The organism is Mesorhizobium sp. WSM4821 (genome assembly GCF_055901555.1).
Map to the genome: position 1 here is coordinate 5,534,274 of NZ_CM148371.1, position 18,967 is coordinate 5,553,240.

21 protein-coding genes are annotated in these 18,967 nt (G+C 61.8%); 11 read left to right on the top strand and 10 right to left on the bottom strand.

All coding sequences use genetic code 11. From position 1 onward, the window contains the following. Positions 1–147: 147 nt before the first annotated feature. Together AC0NID_RS27020 and AC0NID_RS27025 are read right to left on the bottom strand one after the other, a co-directional pair. Positions 148–414 carry a DUF1488 family protein gene (locus tag AC0NID_RS27020; RefSeq protein ID WP_145717896.1) on the bottom strand — a complete coding sequence of 89 codons (267 nt, stop codon included), beginning with the start codon at positions 412–414 and terminating at the stop codon, positions 148–150. Continuing rightward, a complete protein-coding gene (locus tag AC0NID_RS27025) occupies positions 411–683 on the bottom strand; it encodes a hypothetical protein (protein ID WP_473457282.1) in 273 nt (90 codons plus the stop codon). Before AC0NID_RS27025 ends, AC0NID_RS27020 begins: the two co-directional genes overlap by 4 nt. 248 nt (positions 684–931) lie before the next feature. On the opposite strand from AC0NID_RS27025, the gene AC0NID_RS27030 reads away from it, so the two are divergent. The 3 genes from AC0NID_RS27030 to AC0NID_RS27040 all read left to right on the top strand — a co-directional run bounded on the left by AC0NID_RS27030 (position 932) and on the right by AC0NID_RS27040 (position 3,281). Further along, a complete protein-coding gene (locus tag AC0NID_RS27030; RefSeq protein ID WP_095496735.1) occupies positions 932–1,246 on the top strand; it encodes a co-chaperone GroES in 315 nt (104 codons plus the stop codon). Between the two features lie 103 nt (positions 1,247–1,349). Continuing rightward, on the top strand, positions 1,350–2,972 hold the full coding sequence (gene groL, locus AC0NID_RS27035; protein ID WP_473457281.1) for a chaperonin GroEL: 1,623 nt from the start codon (positions 1,350–1,352) through the stop codon (positions 2,970–2,972). Between the two features lie 144 nt (positions 2,973–3,116). Then, entirely contained in the window at positions 3,117–3,281 is a 165-nt protein-coding gene (locus AC0NID_RS27040) for a hypothetical protein (RefSeq protein WP_473457280.1), read from the top strand. A gap of 15 nt (positions 3,282–3,296) precedes the next feature. Here the strand turns inward: AC0NID_RS27040 and AC0NID_RS27045 are convergent, their stop codons facing one another. Next, complete coding sequence (locus AC0NID_RS27045; RefSeq protein WP_473457279.1) at positions 3,297–4,850, bottom strand: trimethylamine methyltransferase family protein; 1,554 nt, start codon at positions 4,848–4,850, stop codon at positions 3,297–3,299. Positions 4,851–5,020: 170 nt separating this feature from the next. On the opposite strand from AC0NID_RS27045, the gene AC0NID_RS27050 reads away from it, so the two are divergent. The 4 genes from AC0NID_RS27050 (at position 5,021) to AC0NID_RS27065 (ending at position 9,219) form a co-directional block, all read left to right on the top strand. Beyond that, on the top strand, positions 5,021–5,659 hold the full coding sequence (locus tag AC0NID_RS27050; protein WP_473457278.1) for a TetR/AcrR family transcriptional regulator: 639 nt from the start codon (positions 5,021–5,023) through the stop codon (positions 5,657–5,659). A gap of 187 nt (positions 5,660–5,846) precedes the next feature. Further along, positions 5,847–8,003 (top strand): transglycosylase domain-containing protein, encoded by a 2,157-nt coding sequence (locus AC0NID_RS27055; protein WP_473457276.1) that lies wholly within the window; start codon positions 5,847–5,849, stop codon positions 8,001–8,003. A gap of 90 nt (positions 8,004–8,093) precedes the next feature. Continuing rightward, positions 8,094–8,678 (top strand): DUF1214 domain-containing protein, encoded by a 585-nt coding sequence (locus AC0NID_RS27060; RefSeq protein WP_473457275.1) that lies wholly within the window; start codon positions 8,094–8,096, stop codon positions 8,676–8,678. After that, the gene (locus AC0NID_RS27065; protein ID WP_473457274.1) at positions 8,671–9,219 is read left to right on the top strand and encodes a DUF1254 domain-containing protein; all 549 of its coding nucleotides are present in this window, start codon (positions 8,671–8,673) and stop codon (positions 9,217–9,219) included. The genes AC0NID_RS27060 and AC0NID_RS27065 overlap by 8 nt, the downstream gene beginning before the upstream one ends. An 84-nt stretch (positions 9,220–9,303) precedes the next feature. Here the strand turns inward: AC0NID_RS27065 and AC0NID_RS27070 are convergent, their stop codons facing one another. Next, positions 9,304–9,540, bottom strand: coding sequence for a hypothetical protein (locus AC0NID_RS27070; RefSeq protein WP_473457272.1), 237 nt, complete (start codon positions 9,538–9,540; stop codon positions 9,304–9,306). Between the two features lie 208 nt (positions 9,541–9,748). Here AC0NID_RS27070 and AC0NID_RS27075 point away from each other — a divergent pair, with 208 nt between their 5' ends. Next, complete coding sequence (locus tag AC0NID_RS27075) at positions 9,749–10,768, top strand: hypothetical protein (RefSeq protein ID WP_473457271.1); 1,020 nt, start codon at positions 9,749–9,751, stop codon at positions 10,766–10,768. 45 nt (positions 10,769–10,813) lie between these two features. Here the strand turns inward: AC0NID_RS27075 and AC0NID_RS27080 are convergent, their stop codons facing one another. The 3 genes from AC0NID_RS27080 to AC0NID_RS27090 form a co-directional block, all read right to left on the bottom strand. Further along, the gene (locus AC0NID_RS27080; protein ID WP_473457270.1) at positions 10,814–11,161 is read right to left on the bottom strand and encodes a DUF1491 family protein; all 348 of its coding nucleotides are present in this window, start codon (positions 11,159–11,161) and stop codon (positions 10,814–10,816) included. A 101-nt stretch (positions 11,162–11,262) separates the two neighbouring features. Next, the gene (locus AC0NID_RS27085; RefSeq protein WP_473457269.1) at positions 11,263–12,021 is read right to left on the bottom strand and encodes a peptidoglycan-binding domain-containing protein; all 759 of its coding nucleotides are present in this window, start codon (positions 12,019–12,021) and stop codon (positions 11,263–11,265) included. Further along, a complete protein-coding gene (locus AC0NID_RS27090) occupies positions 11,996–13,741 on the bottom strand; it encodes a sensor histidine kinase (protein WP_473457268.1) in 1,746 nt (581 codons plus the stop codon). Before AC0NID_RS27090 ends, AC0NID_RS27085 begins: the two co-directional genes overlap by 26 nt. Before the next feature lie 538 nt (positions 13,742–14,279). Between AC0NID_RS27090 and AC0NID_RS27095 the strand changes: the two genes are divergently transcribed. Together AC0NID_RS27095 and AC0NID_RS27100 are read left to right on the top strand one after the other, a co-directional pair. Next, positions 14,280–14,648, top strand: coding sequence for a DUF5330 domain-containing protein (locus AC0NID_RS27095; protein ID WP_473457338.1), 369 nt, complete (start codon positions 14,280–14,282; stop codon positions 14,646–14,648). Positions 14,649–14,762: 114 nt separating this feature from the next. Further along, a complete protein-coding gene (locus tag AC0NID_RS27100) occupies positions 14,763–15,191 on the top strand; it encodes a SufE family protein (RefSeq protein WP_473457337.1) in 429 nt (142 codons plus the stop codon). A gap of 153 nt (positions 15,192–15,344) precedes the next feature. Here the strand turns inward: AC0NID_RS27100 and AC0NID_RS27105 are convergent, their stop codons facing one another. From AC0NID_RS27105 to AC0NID_RS27115, 3 genes are all read right to left on the bottom strand, one after another. Then, positions 15,345–15,770: a Ros/MucR family transcriptional regulator gene (locus AC0NID_RS27105; RefSeq protein ID WP_126040360.1), complete on the bottom strand. Its 426-nt coding sequence runs from the start codon at positions 15,768–15,770 to the stop codon at positions 15,345–15,347. A gap of 261 nt (positions 15,771–16,031) precedes the next feature. Next, positions 16,032–16,199, bottom strand: coding sequence for a hypothetical protein (locus tag AC0NID_RS27110; protein WP_473457267.1), 168 nt, complete (start codon positions 16,197–16,199; stop codon positions 16,032–16,034). Between the two features lie 7 nt (positions 16,200–16,206). After that, positions 16,207–16,575 (bottom strand): SH3 domain-containing protein, encoded by a 369-nt coding sequence (locus tag AC0NID_RS27115; RefSeq protein WP_473457266.1) that lies wholly within the window; start codon positions 16,573–16,575, stop codon positions 16,207–16,209. A gap of 117 nt (positions 16,576–16,692) precedes the next feature. On the opposite strand from AC0NID_RS27115, the gene AC0NID_RS27120 reads away from it, so the two are divergent. Next, a complete protein-coding gene (locus AC0NID_RS27120) occupies positions 16,693–18,807 on the top strand; it encodes a S9 family peptidase (protein ID WP_473457265.1) in 2,115 nt (704 codons plus the stop codon). Positions 18,808–18,967 lie beyond the last annotated feature (160 nt).

Here is an 18,967-nt window from a genome sequence, read left to right on the forward strand (position 1 = left end):
CCCGTTGAACTCAAGCGCCAGGTCATGGTCGGCATGAACACACGCAATGCGGGCGCGCTGGTCGACCGGTTGAATACCCGGGACGTCAAGCGGCGGGCCAAAGCGGACCGCAAGCCCTGCGCCAGCCTCAGCCAGGCACATTTGGACCTAGCGAAAATCGGCTGCCGTCAGCACATATATGCTCTTGCGGGTCCGGGCATAGGCATTCCTGGCGATCTCATGGATGGAGCTGGACGCCGTATCGAACGCCGCCAGATAGGTGGCTTCGGCAGTTGGTGCCTCTGATGGTGCCTTCGAGATCGCATCCGTGGCGACAGAAAAGGAAATCTGAAACATGCCGTCATGGCCGACGAAACGGATGCGTTTGCCCGCCTCGTCGTAGCTGCGGCTTGGATTGGGAAATGTCAGGCTCATGACTTGACCTCCGTCGATGCAACGTCTGCTTTCTTGACTGCCCGCGACGCCCGCTTTTTCTTAGGCGGAGCGGGATTGAGGGCCTCCGCGGCGCGGTCGGCCTCTTCCTTGGCCAGCCGCAACGCCCGCAATCTTGCGGTCTTGATGTCCCTGGCCTTCGCCTCGGAAACATATTCAGCCGTTGCCTGGTTTCGTTCCGCGGTTTTCTTCTGCTTTTCCATGAAGCGCGCTTCAGCTTTTTCCATGATATTTTGACTGAATTCCGCCATCGGTAAAATCTCCTGTTTGGGTTGAAATGCTGAAAGGGAGTTTACCAATTAAAATAGTAGCTCGGAGTCGAGAAATCAATTTCTGGCCTATTTTTGATTGATCAAATTCCTGAAACGGAAACTGCGAGATAATACTATTAAACGTTTTTCGAGGATCAATTAATATTTTTTGGCACTCCTATCAATCGAGTGCCAACGCGCCTATATAAGGAGAGCGGCCGCCTAAGCCGGCCCCAGAAAGAGTTCCCATGAAATTCCGGCCACTCCACGATCGCGTCGTCATTCGGCGCGCCGAAAGCGATACCAAATCCAAGGGCGGCATCATCATCCCCGACAATGCCAAGGAAAAGCCGCAGGAAGGCGAGGTAATCGCCGTCGGGCCGGGCGCGCGCGATGAAAGCGGCGCGTTGATCGCGCTCGATGTCAAGGCCGGCGACCTCATCCTGTTCGGCAAATGGTCGGGAACCGAGGTCAAGATAGACGGCGAGGACCTTCTGATCATGAAGGAGGCCGACATCATGGGCATCATCGAGAAGACCGTGGCTGCCAAGAAAGCCGCCTGATTGGAGCGCTGCGCGTCCACTTGGCCGCGCAAAGGACGCTTCAAGTTTTGATTCAGGCGGCGCTGCCAGCGCTTCGCCACAACCAATCGAACTGGAAAAAATCATGTCTGCCAAGGAAATCAAATTCTCCACCGATGCGCGTGACCGGATGCTGCGCGGAGTCGAAATCCTCAACAACGCGGTCAAGGTGACGCTCGGCCCCAAGGGCCGAAACGTCATAATCGACAAGGCCTATGGCGCGCCGCGCATCACCAAGGACGGGGTGACAGTGGCCAAGGAAATCGAGCTCTCCGACAAGTTCGAGAACATGGGCGCGCAGATGGTGCGCGAAGTGGCCTCGAAGACCAACGACCTCGCCGGCGACGGCACCACCACCGCCACGGTGCTTGCCGCTTCCATCTTGCGCGAGGGCGCCAAATTCGTTGCTGCCGGCATGAATCCGATGGACCTCAAGCGCGGCATCGACCTTGCTGTTACCGCTGTCGTCAAGGAAATCCAGGCACGCGCCAAGAAGGTCAAATCCTCCGGTGAAATCGCGCAGGTCGGCACCATTGCAGCCAATGGCGATGCCACCGTCGGCACCATGATCGCCAAGGCGATGGACAAGGTCGGCAATGATGGCGTGATCACTGTCGAGGAAGCCAAGACCGCCGACACCGAACTCGACGTCGTCGAGGGCATGCAATTCGACCGTGGCTATCTCAGCCCCTATTTCGTCACCAATGCCGAAAAGATGCGCGCCGAGCTGGAGGACCCTTACATCCTCATCCATGAAAAGAAGCTCGGCAATCTGCAGGCGCTGCTGCCGATCCTCGAAGCCGTGGTGCAAAGCGGCAAGCCGCTGGTGATCATCTCCGAGGACGTCGAGGGCGAAGCACTGGCGACGCTGGTCGTCAACAAATTGCGAGGCGGCCTCAAGGTTGCAGCCGTCAAGGCGCCGGGCTTCGGTGACCGCCGCAAGGCGATGCTGGAAGACATCGCCGTGCTCACCGCCGGCCAGATGATCTCGGAAGACCTCGGCATCAAGCTCGAAAACATCACAATCGACATGCTCGGCCGCGCCAAGCGCGTGCTGATCGAAAAGGACACGACGACGATCATCGATGGCGCTGGAGAGAAAGTGACCATCCAGGCGCGCGTCCAGCAGATCAAGGGGCAGATCGAGGAAACCACTTCCGACTACGACAAGGAGAAGCTGCAGGAGCGGCTGGCCAAGCTCGCCGGTGGCGTCGCGGTCATTCGCGTCGGTGGTGCGACCGAGTCCGAGGTCAAGGAAAAGAAGGACCGTATCGACGATGCACTGAACGCCACGCGCGCGGCGGTAGAAGAAGGCATCGTTCCCGGCGGCGGTGTCGCGCTACTGCGCGCCAAGGCCGTCCTGAGCGGGCTGACCGGAGCCAATGCCGATGTGACGGCGGGCATTTCGATCGTGTTGAGAGCACTCGAAGCGCCGATCCGCCAGATCGCCGAGAACTCCGGGGTTGAAGGTTCGATCGTTGTCGGCAGGCTCATGGATAGCAAGGATCACAACCAGGGCTTCGATGCCCAGAACGAGATCTATGTCGACATGATCAAGGCCGGCATCGTCGACCCGGCAAAGGTGGTGCGTACCGCGCTCCAGGATGCCGGCTCGATCGCGGCATTGCTGATCACTGCGGAAGCCATGATCACCGACATTCCAGCCAAGGATGCCGCGCCTGCGGCCGGCGGCGGCATGGGCTACTGATCATCGCCTAGACACGCTTGCAGCGCTGTGCGGTCGCTCTCGCCGCCTGATATCCTCGAGTTCTCCCAGAGAAGCGAAAAAGCCTGAAAGAAAGCCGCCGGGGCATCTTCCCCGGCGCACGGCCGCCAGCAAGGAGATCTATCCATGATTGCATTTGTCCCGAAGCCAAGTGCTGCGGCCAAGATCAAAGTGGCCGAGGAAAGCCGCTTCGATCGCATTCGCAGACTTGCCGCCGATAAGCACAGGAAATCCGATGCCGGCGCGATACGCCGCGACCTGCCGAAGACCGGGGACAAGCGCCCTATCTGAGGCGCGCGCTGCCCCTCACGAAACCGGTGCCGCGCCGCCCTCTTCAGTGCGCCGCGCTATGAATTCGTCGAGGACATCTGATGTGGCCGCGGCAGAAGCCGGCGGCCGGAAGTCGGCAAGCAGCCGTTTCCAGACGCCGGTGGCGCGCTCAGTCGCGGTTTTTGACCCGGCCTCGGTCCAGTTGCCGAAATTCGACCAGTCGGCCACCAGCGGCTCGTAGAACGCGGTGCGGTAGCGCGCCATTGTATGTCCGGCCGAAAAGAAGTGCCCGCCCGGCTGCACTTCGGCGATGGCCTCGAAGCCGATCGCGCTCTCGTCGCCGGGTGTCGCCGTACAGAGTTCGGCGATCGTCTGCAGCGCCTCGATATCGGTGATCAGCTTCTCGAAGGAGACGCTCAAGCCGCCTTCGAGCCAGCCCGCGGCATGGATGCAGACCGTGGCGCCAGCAAGAACCGAGCCCCACAGCGCGAACTGCGTTTCGTGGGCCGCCTGCGCGTCCGAAATGTTGGCGGCGCTGCCGCCGCCGGACCGCCAGGGAAGACCGGTGAAGCGCGCAAGCTGGCCTGCGCCGAGCGTCGCCTTGACGTGCTCCGGCGTGCCGAAGGCCGGTGCGCCGGACTTCATGTCGACGTTGGACGAGAAGGAACCATAGACGACCGGCGCACCCGGCCGCACCATCTGTGCCAGCGTCAGCCCGGCCAGTGCTTCGGCGTGCTGCAGCGTCAGCGCGCCGGCGACGGTGATCGGCGCCATGGCGCCGGCCAGGCAGAAGGGCGTGATGATCAACACCTGCCCCGCCTTGGCAAAGTCGATGATGCCTTGTGCCATCGGTATGTCGAGCTGACGGGGCGAGTTGGTGTTGATGACGGTGTAGCAATGCGCGCCCGAACGGAATTCGTCCTCGGACAGGTTGCGCGCCAGCCGCAGCATCTCGAACCCATCCTCGACCTGCGGCGTGCCGCGCGCGAAGACGAACGGCAATTTGTCCGACAGCGTCAACTGAGCGCGGTTGACGGCATAGTGGCGGAAGCGGTTGTCGACATCCTGCGGTTCGATGCAGGGGCCGAGAAAATGCAGCACGTCGAAATGCTGCACCAGCCGGATGAGATCCTCGAAAGCGGCAAGCGTGCCCGGCCGCCGGCCGCGTTCGAGATCGGTGACGTTGGGCGCTCCTGAGCCCGCCAGGAACGTCATCGAGCCGAGTTCGAGCGTCAGGTCGCGGCCACGGTCGCCGGCATGCGCCCGGATCGATTTCGGTGCCGAAGCCAGCGCCGCCGCAACGATGTCGCGGCCGATGCGCACCATCTGGCTGTCCTCGTCGACCGATGCACCGGCGCGGGCAAAGCGAGCGCGCGCCTCAGGCAGCAGCACCTTGATGCCTAGTTCCTCGAGCACGCGCAGCGCCGTATCGTGGATCGCGGCGACCTGATCGGTCGAGAAGACCGGCTGCGGCAGAAACGGATTCTTCAGCAAGCGATAGTCCGGCCGGCGGCTGGTCTCGCTGCCGGCCTCGCCGCTTCGTCCGCGCCGGTGTTCGCGCCTGAGGTTGCGTGCGGCGTCATCGACCATGGCGGATACTCCTCATTGCCGTTTGCCTTGCCTGGGGATCGTAGGGAGAGGCCGCGATGACGCGCGCCGGCCGCTCGGCACAGCTCGTTGAAGGCGAGCAGGATACTTGCACTGTACATATGTGTCTAGTACGATTGTATGCAGCTTCCCCTCATGCCAATTGTGCGGTCATGATCACGATTGCTCCGCAGGACGAGCCGACGCCCGGCAACATCAAGGTGACGCGCTGGGACTGGATCAATCTTGCGCTCCAGACACTGATTTCAGACGGCATCGAAAGCGTGCGCGTGCTGCCGCTCGGCCAGAAGCTCGGGGTTTCGCGCTCAAGCTTCTATTGGTATTTCGAGAGCCGCCAGGACCTGCTCGACCAGTTGCTTGCCTATTGGCGCAACACCAATACCAAGGCGATCGTCGCACGCGCGATGCGGCCGGCCGAAAGCATCATCATGGGCGTCATGAACGTGTTCGAATGCTGGGCGGACGAGCGGCTGTTCGATCCGCGGCTCGACTTCGCCATTCGGGAATGGGCGCGTCGCTCCGACGACGTGCGCCAGGCCATCGACAAGGCCGACAATGACCGCTTGACCGCAATCCGCGACATGTATCGCCGTCACGGCTATGACGAAGAGGATGCCTTCATCCGCGCTCGCGTGCTCTACTACATGCAGATCGGCTATTATATGCTCGACCTCAAGGAGCCGGTCGAGGCGAGGGTCAGCCATCTCGCTGCCTATCTACGCAGTTTCACCGGCCAGGAGCCCAGCGAAGCCGACGTGGCGCATTTCCTGCGCTTTATGGCCGGGCGGTGACATCGGAACCGAGCCGCAAGTCGAAGGAGCGGCCTTGGATCGCCATCGGATCGACAAACCGCACCGCATAAACCTCCCTCGCCCTTGTGAGCGACGGAAAAATGGACGAATAATCTTGGCTGGGGGCGCAGCCTGAAATTGCCCGCATGCAGTTTATCAGCTGACGGCGCCGCCGCAGATTCCTGGAATGGGCAGTCCTTTGGAACCACGAAAGAGAAGAGGTCCGATTGCCGCAAGACTGCTGGCGGCGGATGCGTGGTTCGATTCCTCGCTCTACGACATCGGCTTCAAGGCGCGCCGGTTCTGGGAAGCGGCCACGATTTTTTTCCGGCGCTTCCGCGTCTCCGGCTGGCGCCGCGGCATTATCGAACTTTTGAGCGAGGGCTTCACGCTCGGCGCCGGCGGTATCGTCGTCATGCTGGCGCTCGCCTTGCCAGCCTTCCAGGAGACCGCCGGCGACTGGCGAGCCCAAGGCGACTTCGCCGTTACCTTCCTCGACCGCTACGGCAACGAGATCGGCCAGCGCGGCATCATTCAGCGTGACTCGGTGCCGGTCGACGAGATGCCCGACCAGGTCATCAAGGCTGTGCTGGCCACGGAGGATCGCCGTTTCTTCGATCACCACGGCATCGATGCGCTCGGCCTTTCCAGGGCGATCTTCGAGAATGTGCGGGCGAATTCCGTGGTGCAGGGCGGCTCGAGCATCACCCAGCAACTGGCCAAGAACCTGTTCCTGACCAATGAACGGACGTTGGAGCGCAAGATCAAGGAAGCCTTCCTGTCGCTGTGGCTCGAGGCCAACCTGTCGAAGAAGGAGATCCTGCAGCTCTATCTCGACCGCGTCTATATGGGCGGAGGCACCTTCGGCATCGAGGCGGCCGCCGATTTCTATTTCGGCAAAAGCGTCAAGGATCTGAACCTCGCCGAAGCGGCGATGCTGGCCGGCCTGTTCAAGGCGCCGACCAAATACGCGCCGCACATCAACCTGCCCGCTGCCAGGGCGCGAGCCAATGTGGTGCTGTCCAATCTCGTCGACGCCGGTTTCATGAGCGAGGGCCAGGTGCTGCAGGCGCGGCTGCATCCGGCCGAAATCGTCGATCGCGGCGAGCAGAAGAGCCCGGATTACTACCTCGACTGGGCATTCGACGAGGTCAAGAAGATCGCCGCGAAGTCCGGCCAGCATTCGCTGGTCGCTCACACCACTTTCGACGCCAACATCCAGAAGGCGGCGGAAGAATCGATGGAGTTCCATCTCCGTCAGTTCGGCAAGGAATACAACGTCACCGAGGGTGCCATGGTGGTCATCGAAACCAATGGCGCGGTCAGGGCGATTGTCGGCGGCCGCGACTACGGCGCCAGCCAGTTCAACCGCGCCACCAAGGCGCTGCGCCAGAGCGGTTCATCGTTCAAACCCTACGTCTATGCAACGGCGATGGAGCATGGCTTCACACCGGACTCCGTCGTTTCCGGCGCGCCGATCTCCTGGGGCAACTGGTCGCCTCACAATTACAATGGCGGATCGGCCGGCAACGTCACGCTGCTCACGGCGGTGGCCAAATCGATCAACACCGTGCCGGTACGGCTGGCCAAGAATTATCTCGGCATCAAGCCGATCAAGGCGATGGCGGAGGCCATGGGCGTGGAATCGCCGCTCGAATCGCACAAGACGATGGTGCTCGGCACATCGGGCATGACCGTGATGGACCAGGCGACAGGCTATAGCGTGTTCGCCCAGAACGGCTTTGTCGGCTCCCGGCATGGCATCACCCAACTCGTCACCCGTAACGGCGAGGTGGTTTACGATTTCGCCAAGGATGCGCCGCCGCCGCACCGTGTGCTGTCGGAACAGGCGCTGAAATCCATGAACACCGTGCTGGCGGCGGTGCCGGTGATGGGCACGGCGCGCCGCGCCGCGCTTCCCAACATCGTTTCGGCCGGCAAGACCGGCACCACGCAGTCTTACCGCGACGCCTGGTATGTCGGCTTCACCGGCAACTACACGGCTGCCGTGTGGCTCGGCAACGACGACTTCAGCCCGACCAATAACATGACCGGCGGCTCGCTTCCGGCGATGGTGTGGCAGCGGCTGATGGTCTATGCGCACCAGAATATCGACCTCAAGCCGATCCCCGGTCTCGATCATCCGTTCGTCGACGAAGAGGTCGCGGCCAAGGCTGAGGAAGCGGAAAAGAAGAATGCCGATCAGGCAGCAGCGAACGCCGCCGAGCGCCCGCCGGTGCTGTCCAGCCAAACCACGCGGGCGCTGAGGGACATCACGAAGCTGTTCCAGTCGGCGCCCGTCCTCCAGACACCTGCGTCGCCGGAGACCCTGTCGGCGCTTTGATTGGCGCGGCAAATCCGCGGCCCGGCGGCTTGCCATCGCCCCCTGCCCCGCGATATCCCCGAGCGGCATTCCTCTTTCCCGCGGCTCCTCATGCTCAAGAACGCATTCCTGACGCTCCTCGCGCTTGCCATAGCCATCGGCGGCGGCGGCGGCAGCGTCTGGTCCGCTCTCAAGACGCAGGATGGCATCGGTGCGATAAAGATCGGCCAATGGACGGCGTTCCCCGATATCGGCACGCAGGCGGCGGACCCTTATTCGAAAGCCCGCGTGGCGCGCGAGGGGGTCCTCGCACTCGGGCAGGCGGAAGGCCTGTCCTTTGTCGCCGAACGCGATTCCGGCGGCGAACTATTGAATCGCCAATGCGCCTATGAAATCGAAGGCGGATTCCCCACGGCGCGGTTCTGGACCCTCTATGCCGCCGATCGGTCGCTTGGGGTCATCGAGACCGGCAAGCCAAGGCCTGCGGCACTTCAATCCTACCAGGTGCTGCGCCAGCCGGACAATTCGGTGATGATTTCCGTCGGCAACCGTCCCGCGCCCGGCAACTGGCTGCTTTCCGACGGCGTCGGCCGGATGTATTTCGTGCTGACATTCTACGATACGCCGATCGCCAGCAGCACAGGTCTTTCGGACGTCACGCTGCCGCAGATCGTGAAGGTCGGCTGCAATGCGTAAACTGCTGCACGCGATCCTGCTTGGCTTGCTTGGCGCCGGTATCGTGCACGTCATCGTGTTGCTGCTCGTCCCGGAATTTTCCGAACGCGATGCCTGGTCGCGGCTGGCCATGACCTCGGACCTCTATAGGATGACCAGGCTGGACGCGGAGGCCGGCGGGGCGCCGGTGGTGAAGTCCGTCGATCCGCTGTTTTATGCGGCGGCCTGCCGATTCGATTTGTCCGAGGGGATGGTGCGGGTCAAGGCACCGGGAGATGTCCCGTTCTGGTCCGTATCGGTCTATGACCGCAGCGGCCACAACATCTACTCCTTCAACGACCACAGTGCGACGGGAAGGGTTCTGGACACTATCGTACTGACGCCGGCGCAGATGATCGAGATCCGCAAGGGTCTTCCCGAGGAATTGCAAGGGGCGATCTTCGTCGAGGCGCCCATCGACGAAGGTATGCTCGTCATCCGCTCCTTCGTGCCCGACGACAGCTGGAAGCCGGTCGTGTCACGGTTTCTCCAGCAAGGCTCCTGCGAGTTGCAGGACTACTGACGTCGGCCGGACTATGCGGCGGCCGACCTATACCGAATTCAAAGTCAGAGCGTCCTTTGCGTGTCCAAGCGGACGCGCGGCGCTCTAATGATGCGGAACAGGCATCGTTCCGGACGAGCCCGGCATCGTCCCCGACGAGCCCGGCATCGTTCCGGACGAGCCTGGCTTGTCCGGACCGGCGCCTGGCCGCGTCTCGCCCGTCAGCTGCCGTTGTTCGTAGCGGACGCCGGGGAAAATGATCACCGCCGCCGGCGTGCCGGTGTTTCGTTCTGCTCGATTGTTTGCCGCCGCTCGCGGCACGAAAGACAGTACCATGCCCATGGTTCGCGCATTCCTCTCGGTTGCCCCGGAGCACAACGCAACGCCTCCAATCTGATTAAGGAGGCAGTAGGTTAACGGAACGCTAACGGATCGCCGCTAATTTGATCTTTGTCTGAGGTCAGGGCGTCCTGACCCGAGGCAAATGCGAAACCGACATAGTCCCGGTCGCGCGTGGTTCAGATTGTGTCGAGCGTCAGGCGTATCCTTCGTGTCATCTTCGGATTTCCGGCAAATCGCTATACGGGCTGAACCGGGGAAGGCCGAAAGGCTGTTCCGCGCCGCGGTGTCTGCGTTCTGTTCGCTCACCCGCCCTTCGCGCCGCGAGATAGCGCAACTTGAGGATCTGACACTTCCGCTCTTCGACAATGTGTCGGTCGAATCGCGCCGCTACGTCGCCGCCGCCCTTTCCGAATGCGAATATGCGCCCGCCGCACTGGTGCGGCGGCTTTGCGAGGAGCCGGTCGACATCGCCGCCCCGCTGCTCATCCGCTCGCGCGCGCTCAGCGATATCGACCTCATCGCGCTGATCGGACGTCACGGCCTGCCGCACGCGCGCGCCATCGCGCGCCGCAAGGATCTGAACCCGACCATTTCCCACCTGATCAGGGCGCTTGAAAAGCCGACACTGGTGAGCGTGCGGCAGCCGGAGGCGGTCGCCGAGACGGCGCCCGAAACCGCCGAAGTCATTGTGCCCGGTCCCGACAGACAGCAGATGCCCGGCGCCGCCGGCGAAAATGCACGGCGCCGGCTGCGGTCGATGATGCATGCCGACCGGGTGGGCGGCGGCGCGACCATCAATTCGCTCGCCGGTGCCGAAACCTATGTCAAGCTGCGCGAGACGGCGCTGACCGGCAACGCCGCATTCTTTCAGACAGCACTCGCCGATGCGCTCGAAATCGATTTTTCAACGGCGCGGTCGCTCACCGCAAATCAGAACTACACGTCGCTGCTGGCCGCCCTGCGCGCGCTCGATCTCGGCGAAGACAGGGCCTTCCTGATCACCGTCGCCGTCTATCCCGCGGAGTTTCCGCATCCGCAGGCTATCCGCATCTTCCTCGACCAGTACCGACTGCTGCATCGCGACGCTGCCCTGGACAGGTTACGCGGCTGGAAAGCCGAGACACTGTCGAAGGCCATTCATACCACCTGGCCCGCTGCGGCGAACGCTGACATCCGCAAGGCGGACAGCGACAATGCAGCCGCCAGCATTAAAGCGCGACGCTTCTGAAGAGATTCAAGTCAACGCCCTAAGCCTTTGTTTTCTTGCGTATCGTTAGGGCGACTTGACCGAAAGAAGGTCCTCGACGGGAACAGAGCCGGCCTCGATCTCGACCACCCAAATGTCGGGATCGAATTTCTTCTCCTTTTCCAGTCGTGCGTCAAAGACGGCGGCATCGTCGCCGGCGCCAAGCAGACTGAAGAAACGGTCATCGGGCTTGGCCGAATCGTAGCTCGTCTGCGGCGCTGGCCCGAACAAGGCAACCTCGCCCAGCCGGCCACGCGCCAGCACGAAGACGGCGCCGGCCTCGGTCGCGCCGCGCTTGACCACGGCGGCAAAGCCGCCGGCGCCGAAAACCCGGCGCAACAGGGCCGACACCCAAAGATCGGTGGTTATGCGCATGGCAGGATTCTGGGCGACATCGGACGGTACTTAGACCAAAGGCCCGCAAACCGAAATCGGTTTTTGCCCGGCCGGTTGGCGAGGCGGCCTCAATCATTGCATCAATTGGTCAGGCCGATCTCGCGCATCTTGGCGTAGACGACCTCGTCGGGCTCGCCGGTCTCCGGCAACCCGAACAGCGACTGGAACTCCTTGATCGCCGCCTTGGTGCGTGCTCCGACCACGCCATCAAGTTGCATGTCGTCATTGCCGAATGCCTTCAACCCGGCCTGGATCTTGATGATGCGGGCGTCTGGTGCAGGAGCTGATGCAGCCGGCACCGAAACGGGAACGGCGCTCGTGTCGCCCGGCCGGGGTGCCGGACGCGGCACGACCGTCGAGGCGGTTGGCGTAGCGCCCAGTTGATCGAGCAGAGCGCTGTCGATCTCGCCGGAAGCATTGAGCCCGACCTTCTGCTGATAGGCTTGTATGGCCTTGCGCGTGGCCGGACCGGGAATGCCATCGACCGTGCCGGTATAGAAATCGAGGTCCTCCAATATGTTCTGGACTTGCTCGACGACCGGATCGCTCTTGATCGGCTCCGGGCCGGGCCGCACGATGTTGATGGTGGTTTCGGGCTCGACGGCGGCCGTTCGAGGAAAGCCCTCCATGCTCCTGGTCACGAAAAACGCGCCGGCATGGGGAAAGGGCTGGTACCAGAGAGCGTTCGCCGAGACGTAGAACAGCGTCACCAGAAAGGCGGTCGAACCGCCGACCAAAACCGGGTTGCGAGAAATCAGGCTGCCGACCGCGACCGCGCCGCCCTGGAAGGCATTGCCGCGGCGCTTCACCGCCTTAGGCCGTTTTGCGGAGCGAGCCATCCCTGTCCCCTTTCGTCTCCCCTTCCGTTCTGGCCGCAGGCATCGGCAGCACGCCAGGCTTGTCCGCCGAACGCCCCCTCGGCCCGTCCACCGGCAAGCTGATCGTTACCGTGGTGCCCTCGCCCGGCATGCTTTCGATCGACATGGTGCCCTCATGCAGCCCCACCAGGCCCTTCACCAGCGATAGGCCGAGCCCGGTTCCCTCGAAGCGACGGGTGTAGTCGTTCTGGATCTGCGTGAACGGCTTGCCGAGATTGGCAAAATCTTCCTCGGCTATGCCGATGCCGGTGTCCCTGACCCAGAAATGCAGTCGCGAACCGATCCGCTTGGCGCCGATGACGACATCGCCGCCATCGGGCGTGAACTTGATCGCATTGGAGACGAGGTTGATGAGGATCTGCTGCACGGCACGACGATCGGCGTTTATCTCGCCTGCATCCGGTGCGATCTGAGCCTGCAGATCGATGTTCTTTGCCTCAGCCTGCAAGCGCATCATCGACTGGCACATTTCTACCGCTTCCACGAAGCGGAACGGTTCCGGCTCGGTTGCGTAGGCGCCGGCTTCGATCCTCGACACGTCGAGTATCGAAGTGACGACGGCAAGCAGATGCTGGCCGGACTCCTTGACCAGGCCGACATATTCCTTCTGGCGCGGATCCTTGAAGGTACCGAACATTTCATGCAGCAGCATGTCGGAAAAACCGATGATGGCGTTCAGCGGCGTACGAAGCTCGTGGCTGACGACCGCCAGAAACCGGCCCTTCGCAACTTCGGCAGACGCGGCCGCCTCTTTCGCAGCGGCAAGCTCGTCGCGCAATCCGGCGACTTGGTCGTTTTCGCGCAGGACGAAGGTGAAGACGTCCTCCTGCTGTTCGGCCCGCGTCAGTTCAAGGGAAAACGGCCGGTAATTGTCCGCTGTCGGGCCGTTGCCGTTTTGCGGCAGCCGAACGCGAAGATCGAGCCGGCGCGCTGGCGCGCCATCGCGCATGTCGGCCAACGCGCTGAGATATGCGACGCGATCGGACAGATGGATACGATCGAACAGGCCGGTGCCGAACAGCAGTTCCGGCTGCAGCTTCAGGATCGTGCGCGCCTTTGCCGACGCATCCAGAACCTCGCCATGCCTGCCGACCCGCAGGACAACGGCGTCGATGAGGGTCTCGAGCCGATCGTCGGTCGCCGGATCAATCTGCGCGCCGGCCGGGTTGCCAAATGCCGCGACACGCGGAACGAGGGTGAACGCCCAGGCCAGCGGCAGCAGCCAATGCCACGCGGCGATTTCCGCCGCACCGAACGGGAAGACAGACCCGGCAAAAGCCTGCAGCACGATAGCGACACATGCGGATACCGAACCCCATAGTGCAGCGCGACGTGACGCACCGATCCACCAGGCTTCGAACGGCAGCGCCACGACAAGCATGGCCACCGGCGAGGCAAGACCTCCCGCCGCGGCAATGACACCGGCAAGAGCAAGACTGCCCATCGCCAGGGCGACCTGGCCGGCGAACGCCATCTTGCCCGATGCGGCCACCAGCAAAGCGGTAAACCAGCAAAGGCCGAAAGTCGCAAAGATCGCAGCCATGGTCACCGCCGCGCCCAGGCCCGAGGTGACCAGCGTGACTGCCGCACCCGCGGCGAAGAACGGAGCGGCCAGCATGACACCGATAAACCGGCGCTGGCGCCGGCGGTCGTTCTGTTCGAGGACCGACGGATGAACCATACGTTCGCAACCGGCTGCCATCGCGCCGGGTAATTCAACGTATCTGGCCCTTATCGAACTCAACTCAACGCACTCGCACCCGGTCGTGAACAGCCCTGCTTCGCAGGTCGCTTCTTGTTGGTCTGAAACTCGCATCCAGCGTTTAAGGAATGAATAAGGCGGGGCCGGCCGATGCCCGGCCCGAAGCAAAATATTGGAAGGCCGGCGCGGCAAAAGCTGGGCAATTGAAGCCATAGTAAATGGAGGGTTATCCGGTCGGACCGCCCCTTTGCCTGCCACATTCGCCATCGACTCGCCGCGTTTTTGGGAAATAACTATAGAAAACAGCTAGATGGATGGTTAACCTTACCTGAAGAAAATCCGCTGGATTTAAGGCAAATCCATTGCAAAATGTTCCGTTTCGAATTTGCGTAAAAATTGAGGAAAATTTTCGCTGACCGGGCAAGCCGTCCTTTGCGCGGCCATGCCACTATCGTATCCATAAAAGAGGTCATGCCGCACGAATGCATGATCCGGTCACGGATGAGAGGGCATGCAGATGGGCTTTCTGATAAGGATGGCTTTCTGGTTTTCGCTGGTGCTTCTGGCGCTGCCGCTGAATGTCGGCTCCGACGAGGAAGGCTACCAAAGCGTCGGGCCGATCCAGGCCTTGTTTGCGGCACGCGAAGCGGTCGGCGACATTGCCGGCATATGCGAGCGCAAGCCCGACGTCTGCGAGACCGGCAAGTCCGCAATGCACACGATCACCGTCCGGGCCAGGGAGACCGCCAAGATCGCGGCCGCCATGCTGGACGATAAGACCGCCGAACCCGACACGGCGACAACGACCGGCAGCGTGCCCGAGGCTGTCGTCTTGCCCGCGAAAGTCGACTTGCCGGTGAAAGTCGAGTTACCGGCGAAAAACTGAGCTATTTTCGGCTGTATCTGTCGCTGCACCGCAGGTCGCCCGCGCTGTCGACGCCTATGGTGTTTTTCCTCTTTTTCCGTGACGCGGCGGCGCCGGATGACTATATCCGGGGAGATGACCACGACGATCCAAACGATCCGCGACGACTTCTCCCTGCTCGACGAGTGGGAAGACCGCTATCGCTATGTAATCGAATTGGGCGAGGCCCTGCCGCCGTTTCCCGATGAGGAACGCACCCCCACCAACAAGGTGCCCGGCTGCGTCAGCCAGGTCTGGCTGACAACTGACTATGGGCCGGGCGCCGACCCGGTCGTCACCTTCGCCGGTGATTCGGACGCCCATATCGTGCGCGGGCTCGTCGCCATCATGCTGGCGCTGTTTTCGAGACGACCCGCCAGCGAGATCCAGACAATCGACGCGGAAGCCACGCTGAAGGCACTCGGCCTCGACGAACACCTGTCGCCGCAACGCGCCAATGGTCTTCGTTCGATGGTCAAGCGCATCAAGCGCGATGCCGAGGCGGCCCTGAGGCAGACCGCCTGATCAGACGAGCAGCGTGCGATTGTCCGCGCACGGCGGCAAGCTCTGCACATGGCTGACGCCTGTCGATTGATCCAGCAATACCTCACCTCAAAGTAAAAACGGCGCCCGGAGGCGCCGTTGATTATTCGACACAGGTTGGAAAATGAACCTGCTTCAGCGCCCCTTGCGCTTGCGGCCGAGTCCCATCTTCTTGGCAAGCTGCGAGCGGGCAGCAGCATAGTTCGGAGCGACCATCGGATAGCTCGCGTCCAGATTCCATTTTTCACGGTATTCGTCGGGCGTCAGACCGTAATGGGTCATCAAATGACGCTTCAGCGACTTGAACTTCTTGCCGTCCTCAAGACAGACGATGTAGTCGTCATGGACGGAGCGTTTCGGGTTTACTGCCGGCTTCTGCTTGTCGGCAGGAGGTTGTTCACTGGCCCCGCCCACGCGCCCGAGGGCAGCATGGACATCGGCGATGAGGCTCGGCAGCTCGCCGACCGGCACCGGATTGTTGCTGACATAGGCGGCTACGACGTCGGCCGTCAATTCGATCAGCGCATCACTATTTCTGGAAGGTGTTTCGACAATATCCATGGCTTTATGGCCCCAACGAGAATTGTTTCTATCTGAGCCCTATTTTTTGACAGATCGGGCATCGCGCGAAATTTTTCGCAGGAAGAGCCTCTGCGATTCGCGTCGCGGTATCCTAATGAGGCAGTGAACCAAGTAAGTCAATTCGCTTCTTGTGCTATATTCATCATCGTTAGTCGAATATTCCGCGGTCAGCTTCAATCTTTCGTGCACTCTGTAACTTTTCGATATTTTCTGGTCAGACCGGCGAGGGCTGACGCTGCGTCACGCTTCCGTTACATCCATGATGGTCAGTAAAAAGGATGTCAATGCTTGGCTTTGCTTGATTGTGGCGCAGGCTATCTGGTTGCTTTCATAATCCACGAAACCATAGGTTGCGATTTGTTTCTGCTGTCTGCGAGCAAGCCAGAAATCAGCGCTGCTGACGGCCACCGATCCATCAATATGGGGTGATGTAGTTTCCATAAACCCAGCCGGTGACAAAATCGCCGTTCCGTGCCGGATCATGCCAGACTTCGCACCAGCGATAGCGGATCGTCCGTTCCTGCTTCCAGGCCGGCTGAGTGGCGATGTCGAGCAGGTTTGTGCCGCCGGTGCATTTCCCGGTCATTTGCAAAACGGCACCGTTGGGATAGGCGGCCTGCTTCTGTGATGACCCCGCCGGATACTTGCGCACGTTGAGCGTGTCGCCAAAGGGCACGTTGGTCACTTGCCAAGCTGCGAACGCGGTTGCATGAGACTGGCCGGTAAGGACCAGAACTGTCGAAGCGACGGCGAGAGCCGCGGCAGCGTGAAAACGGAATTTCATCTTTCTCTCTCCTCCGGCTCATCTTCTGGAGCCCGGCGAAACATACGTTCCGGCTCTTGAACCCGCGCTGATCGGCGTGTTCATTCGCCGTTCAAATAACTTCCACAGCGAGGCGCAATGACCAGAACACCAGTATTTCCTACTGTCAGCCCACCGCAGCCAGAGAAACGACCGGTTTTCGACATACATCATGGAGTAACCCGGACGGACGACTATGCCTGGCTGAGAGCCGACAATTGGCAAGAGGTGTTCAGGGACCCGTCCCTGCTCGACAGCCGGATCCGCGCCCATCTCGAGGCCGAGAACGCCTATCAGGCGGCGCTGATGGCCGACACCACCCAGTTGCGGAAGCAGCTTTTCACGGAGATGAGGGGCCGCATCAAGGAAGACGATTCTTCCGTGCCGATGAAGGATGGGCCATACGCCTATGGGTCATCTTTCAAGCTTGGCGGCGAGCAGCCACGTTACTTCCGCACGCCGCGCGAAGGCGGCGACGAGCAGATCCTGCTCGACGGCGACCTCGAGGCCGAGGGCAAGGCCTATTTCCGCCTCGGCGGCGTCGACCATTCGGCCGATCACGGCAAGCTGCTGTGGGCGTTCGACGACAAGGGCTCCGAATTCTTCACGCTTCGTGTGCGTGATCTCGCCAACGATAGCGATCTGGCGGACCGGATACCTGATACCGGTGGCGGCGGCGTATGGGATGCCGGCAATGACGGGTTCTTCTACACCCGCCTCGATTCCAACCATCGCCCCTCCAAGGTGCTGTTCCATGCCCTTGGCGACGACCCGCAGAATGACCGGCTGATCTATGAGGAAATCGATCCCGGCTTCTTCATGAACGTCGGCGGCACGCGCTCCAACGAGTGGATCATGATCGGCATCAACGATCACGAGACCTCGGAGTACCGACTGATGAGCGCCAGCGAACCGTTCGCCGAACCGAAGCTGGTTTCGTCGCGCGAGACCGGCCTGCAATACGACCTCGAAGAGGGCGGCGACATCTTCTTCATTCTCACCAATGCCGACGGCGCCAAGGATTTCAAGATCATGACGGCACCGGCGAGCGATCCGGCACGCGCCAACTGGCGGGAACTGGTGCCGCACGAAGCGGGCCGGCTGATCCTCTCGGTGATCGGCTTCAAGGACCATATGGTCAGGCTCGAGCGCAAGGAAGGCCTGCCGCGCATCGTTGTGCGCGACCGCAAGAGCGGCGAGGAACACCTCATCTCTTTCGACGAGGAAGCCTTCTCGCTCGGGCTGTCGGGATCGTATGAATACGACACCGAGATCATGCGCTTCTCCTACTCGTCGATGACGACGCCGGCGCAGGTCTTCGACTACAACATGCGCACCCGCGAGCGCATGCTGCTGAAGACGCAGGAAGTCCCGTCCGGTCACGACCCGGACCACTATGTGACGCGGCGCCTGATGGCGCCTGCCGCCGACGGCGAACTGGTGCCGGTCTCGCTTATCCATCACCGGGAAACGCCGCTCGACGGATCGGCGCCCTGCCTGCTCTACGGATATGGATCCTACGGCATCACGGTGCCGGCCGCGTTCAACACCAACTGCCTTTCACTGGTCGATCGCGGCTTTGTCTACGCCATTGCCCATGTCCGCGGTGGCAAGGACAAGGGCTATGGCTGGTACGACGACGGCAAGCGGGCGCACAAGATGAACACGTTCACCGATTTCATCGCAGTCGCACACCACCTCGTCGCCGAGCGCTACACGGCCCATGACCGCATCGTCGCACAGGGCGGCTCGGCCGGTGGCATGCTGATGGGCGCGATCGCCAACATGGCGCCGGAATGCTTCGGCGGCATCGTCGCCGAGGTCCCGTTCGTCGACGTGCTCACCACCATGCTCGACGCGACCTTGCCGCTGACGCCGCCGGAATGGCCTGAATGGGGCAATCCGATCGCTTCGGAGGAAGATTACCAGACGATCGCCGCCTACTCGCCCTATGACAATGTCGCCGCGCTCGACTATCCGCCGGTCCTGGCGCTTGCCGGTCTTACCGACCCGCGCGTCACTTATTGGGAGCCGGCCAAATGGGTGGCGCGGCTGCGCGAGCGCAAGAGAGGCGACAATCCGGTGCTGTTCAAAATCAACATGGACTCAGGCCATGCCGGCGCGTCCGGCCGGTTTTCCAGGCTCGAGGAAATCGCCTTCACCTACGCCTTTGCGCTGAAGGTGGCGGGCAAGGCCGATCTGCGAACTGCATAGCTTCGACGTCGACGACGCGCTACGGTACCGGCGATGAGCAATAGCACCAGAGGCGCAGCGAGCGCGAAGTGTCTGAATAGAAACGCTCTGTAACGATAGACAGAAAGGGTAGCGATCCTTCGCGCCTCCTCTGCCCTGCCGGCGCCAAATGTTCTGCACC

Excerpts from the sequence above, each read along its gene's own strand:
- AC0NID_RS27050 (WP_473457278.1), top strand. The coding sequence starts at position 5,021 with ATGATCACGATTGCTCCGCAGGACGAGCCGACGCCCGGCAACATCAAG.
- AC0NID_RS27055 (WP_473457276.1), top strand. The coding sequence starts at position 5,847 with ATGGGCAGTCCTTTGGAACCACGAAAGAGAAGAGGTCCGATTGCCGCA.
- AC0NID_RS27020 (WP_145717896.1), bottom strand. The coding sequence starts at position 414 with ATGAGCCTGACATTTCCCAATCCAAGCCGCAGCTACGACGAGGCGGGC.
- AC0NID_RS27080 (WP_473457270.1), bottom strand. The coding sequence starts at position 11,161 with ATGCGCATAACCACCGATCTTTGGGTGTCGGCCCTGTTGCGCCGGGTT.
- AC0NID_RS27100 (WP_473457337.1), top strand. The coding sequence starts at position 14,763 with ATGACCACGACGATCCAAACGATCCGCGACGACTTCTCCCTGCTCGAC.
- AC0NID_RS27045 (WP_473457279.1), bottom strand. The coding sequence starts at position 4,850 with ATGGTCGATGACGCCGCACGCAACCTCAGGCGCGAACACCGGCGCGGA.
- AC0NID_RS27090 (WP_473457268.1), bottom strand. The coding sequence starts at position 13,741 with ATGGTTCATCCGTCGGTCCTCGAACAGAACGACCGCCGGCGCCAGCGC.
- AC0NID_RS27095 (WP_473457338.1), top strand. The coding sequence starts at position 14,280 with ATGGGCTTTCTGATAAGGATGGCTTTCTGGTTTTCGCTGGTGCTTCTG.
- AC0NID_RS27060 (WP_473457275.1), top strand. The coding sequence starts at position 8,094 with ATGCTCAAGAACGCATTCCTGACGCTCCTCGCGCTTGCCATAGCCATC.
- groL (WP_473457281.1), top strand. The coding sequence starts at position 1,350 with ATGTCTGCCAAGGAAATCAAATTCTCCACCGATGCGCGTGACCGGATG.
- AC0NID_RS27085 (WP_473457269.1), bottom strand. The coding sequence starts at position 12,021 with ATGGCTCGCTCCGCAAAACGGCCTAAGGCGGTGAAGCGCCGCGGCAAT.
- AC0NID_RS27070 (WP_473457272.1), bottom strand. The coding sequence starts at position 9,540 with ATGGGCATGGTACTGTCTTTCGTGCCGCGAGCGGCGGCAAACAATCGA.
- AC0NID_RS27065 (WP_473457274.1), top strand. The coding sequence starts at position 8,671 with ATGCGTAAACTGCTGCACGCGATCCTGCTTGGCTTGCTTGGCGCCGGT.
- AC0NID_RS27025 (WP_473457282.1), bottom strand. The coding sequence starts at position 683 with ATGGCGGAATTCAGTCAAAATATCATGGAAAAAGCTGAAGCGCGCTTC.
- AC0NID_RS27030 (WP_095496735.1), top strand. The coding sequence starts at position 932 with ATGAAATTCCGGCCACTCCACGATCGCGTCGTCATTCGGCGCGCCGAA.
- AC0NID_RS27105 (WP_126040360.1), bottom strand. The coding sequence starts at position 15,770 with ATGGATATTGTCGAAACACCTTCCAGAAATAGTGATGCGCTGATCGAA.
- AC0NID_RS27040 (WP_473457280.1), top strand. The coding sequence starts at position 3,117 with ATGATTGCATTTGTCCCGAAGCCAAGTGCTGCGGCCAAGATCAAAGTG.
- AC0NID_RS27115 (WP_473457266.1), bottom strand. The coding sequence starts at position 16,575 with ATGAAATTCCGTTTTCACGCTGCCGCGGCTCTCGCCGTCGCTTCGACA.
- AC0NID_RS27120 (WP_473457265.1), top strand. The coding sequence starts at position 16,693 with ATGACCAGAACACCAGTATTTCCTACTGTCAGCCCACCGCAGCCAGAG.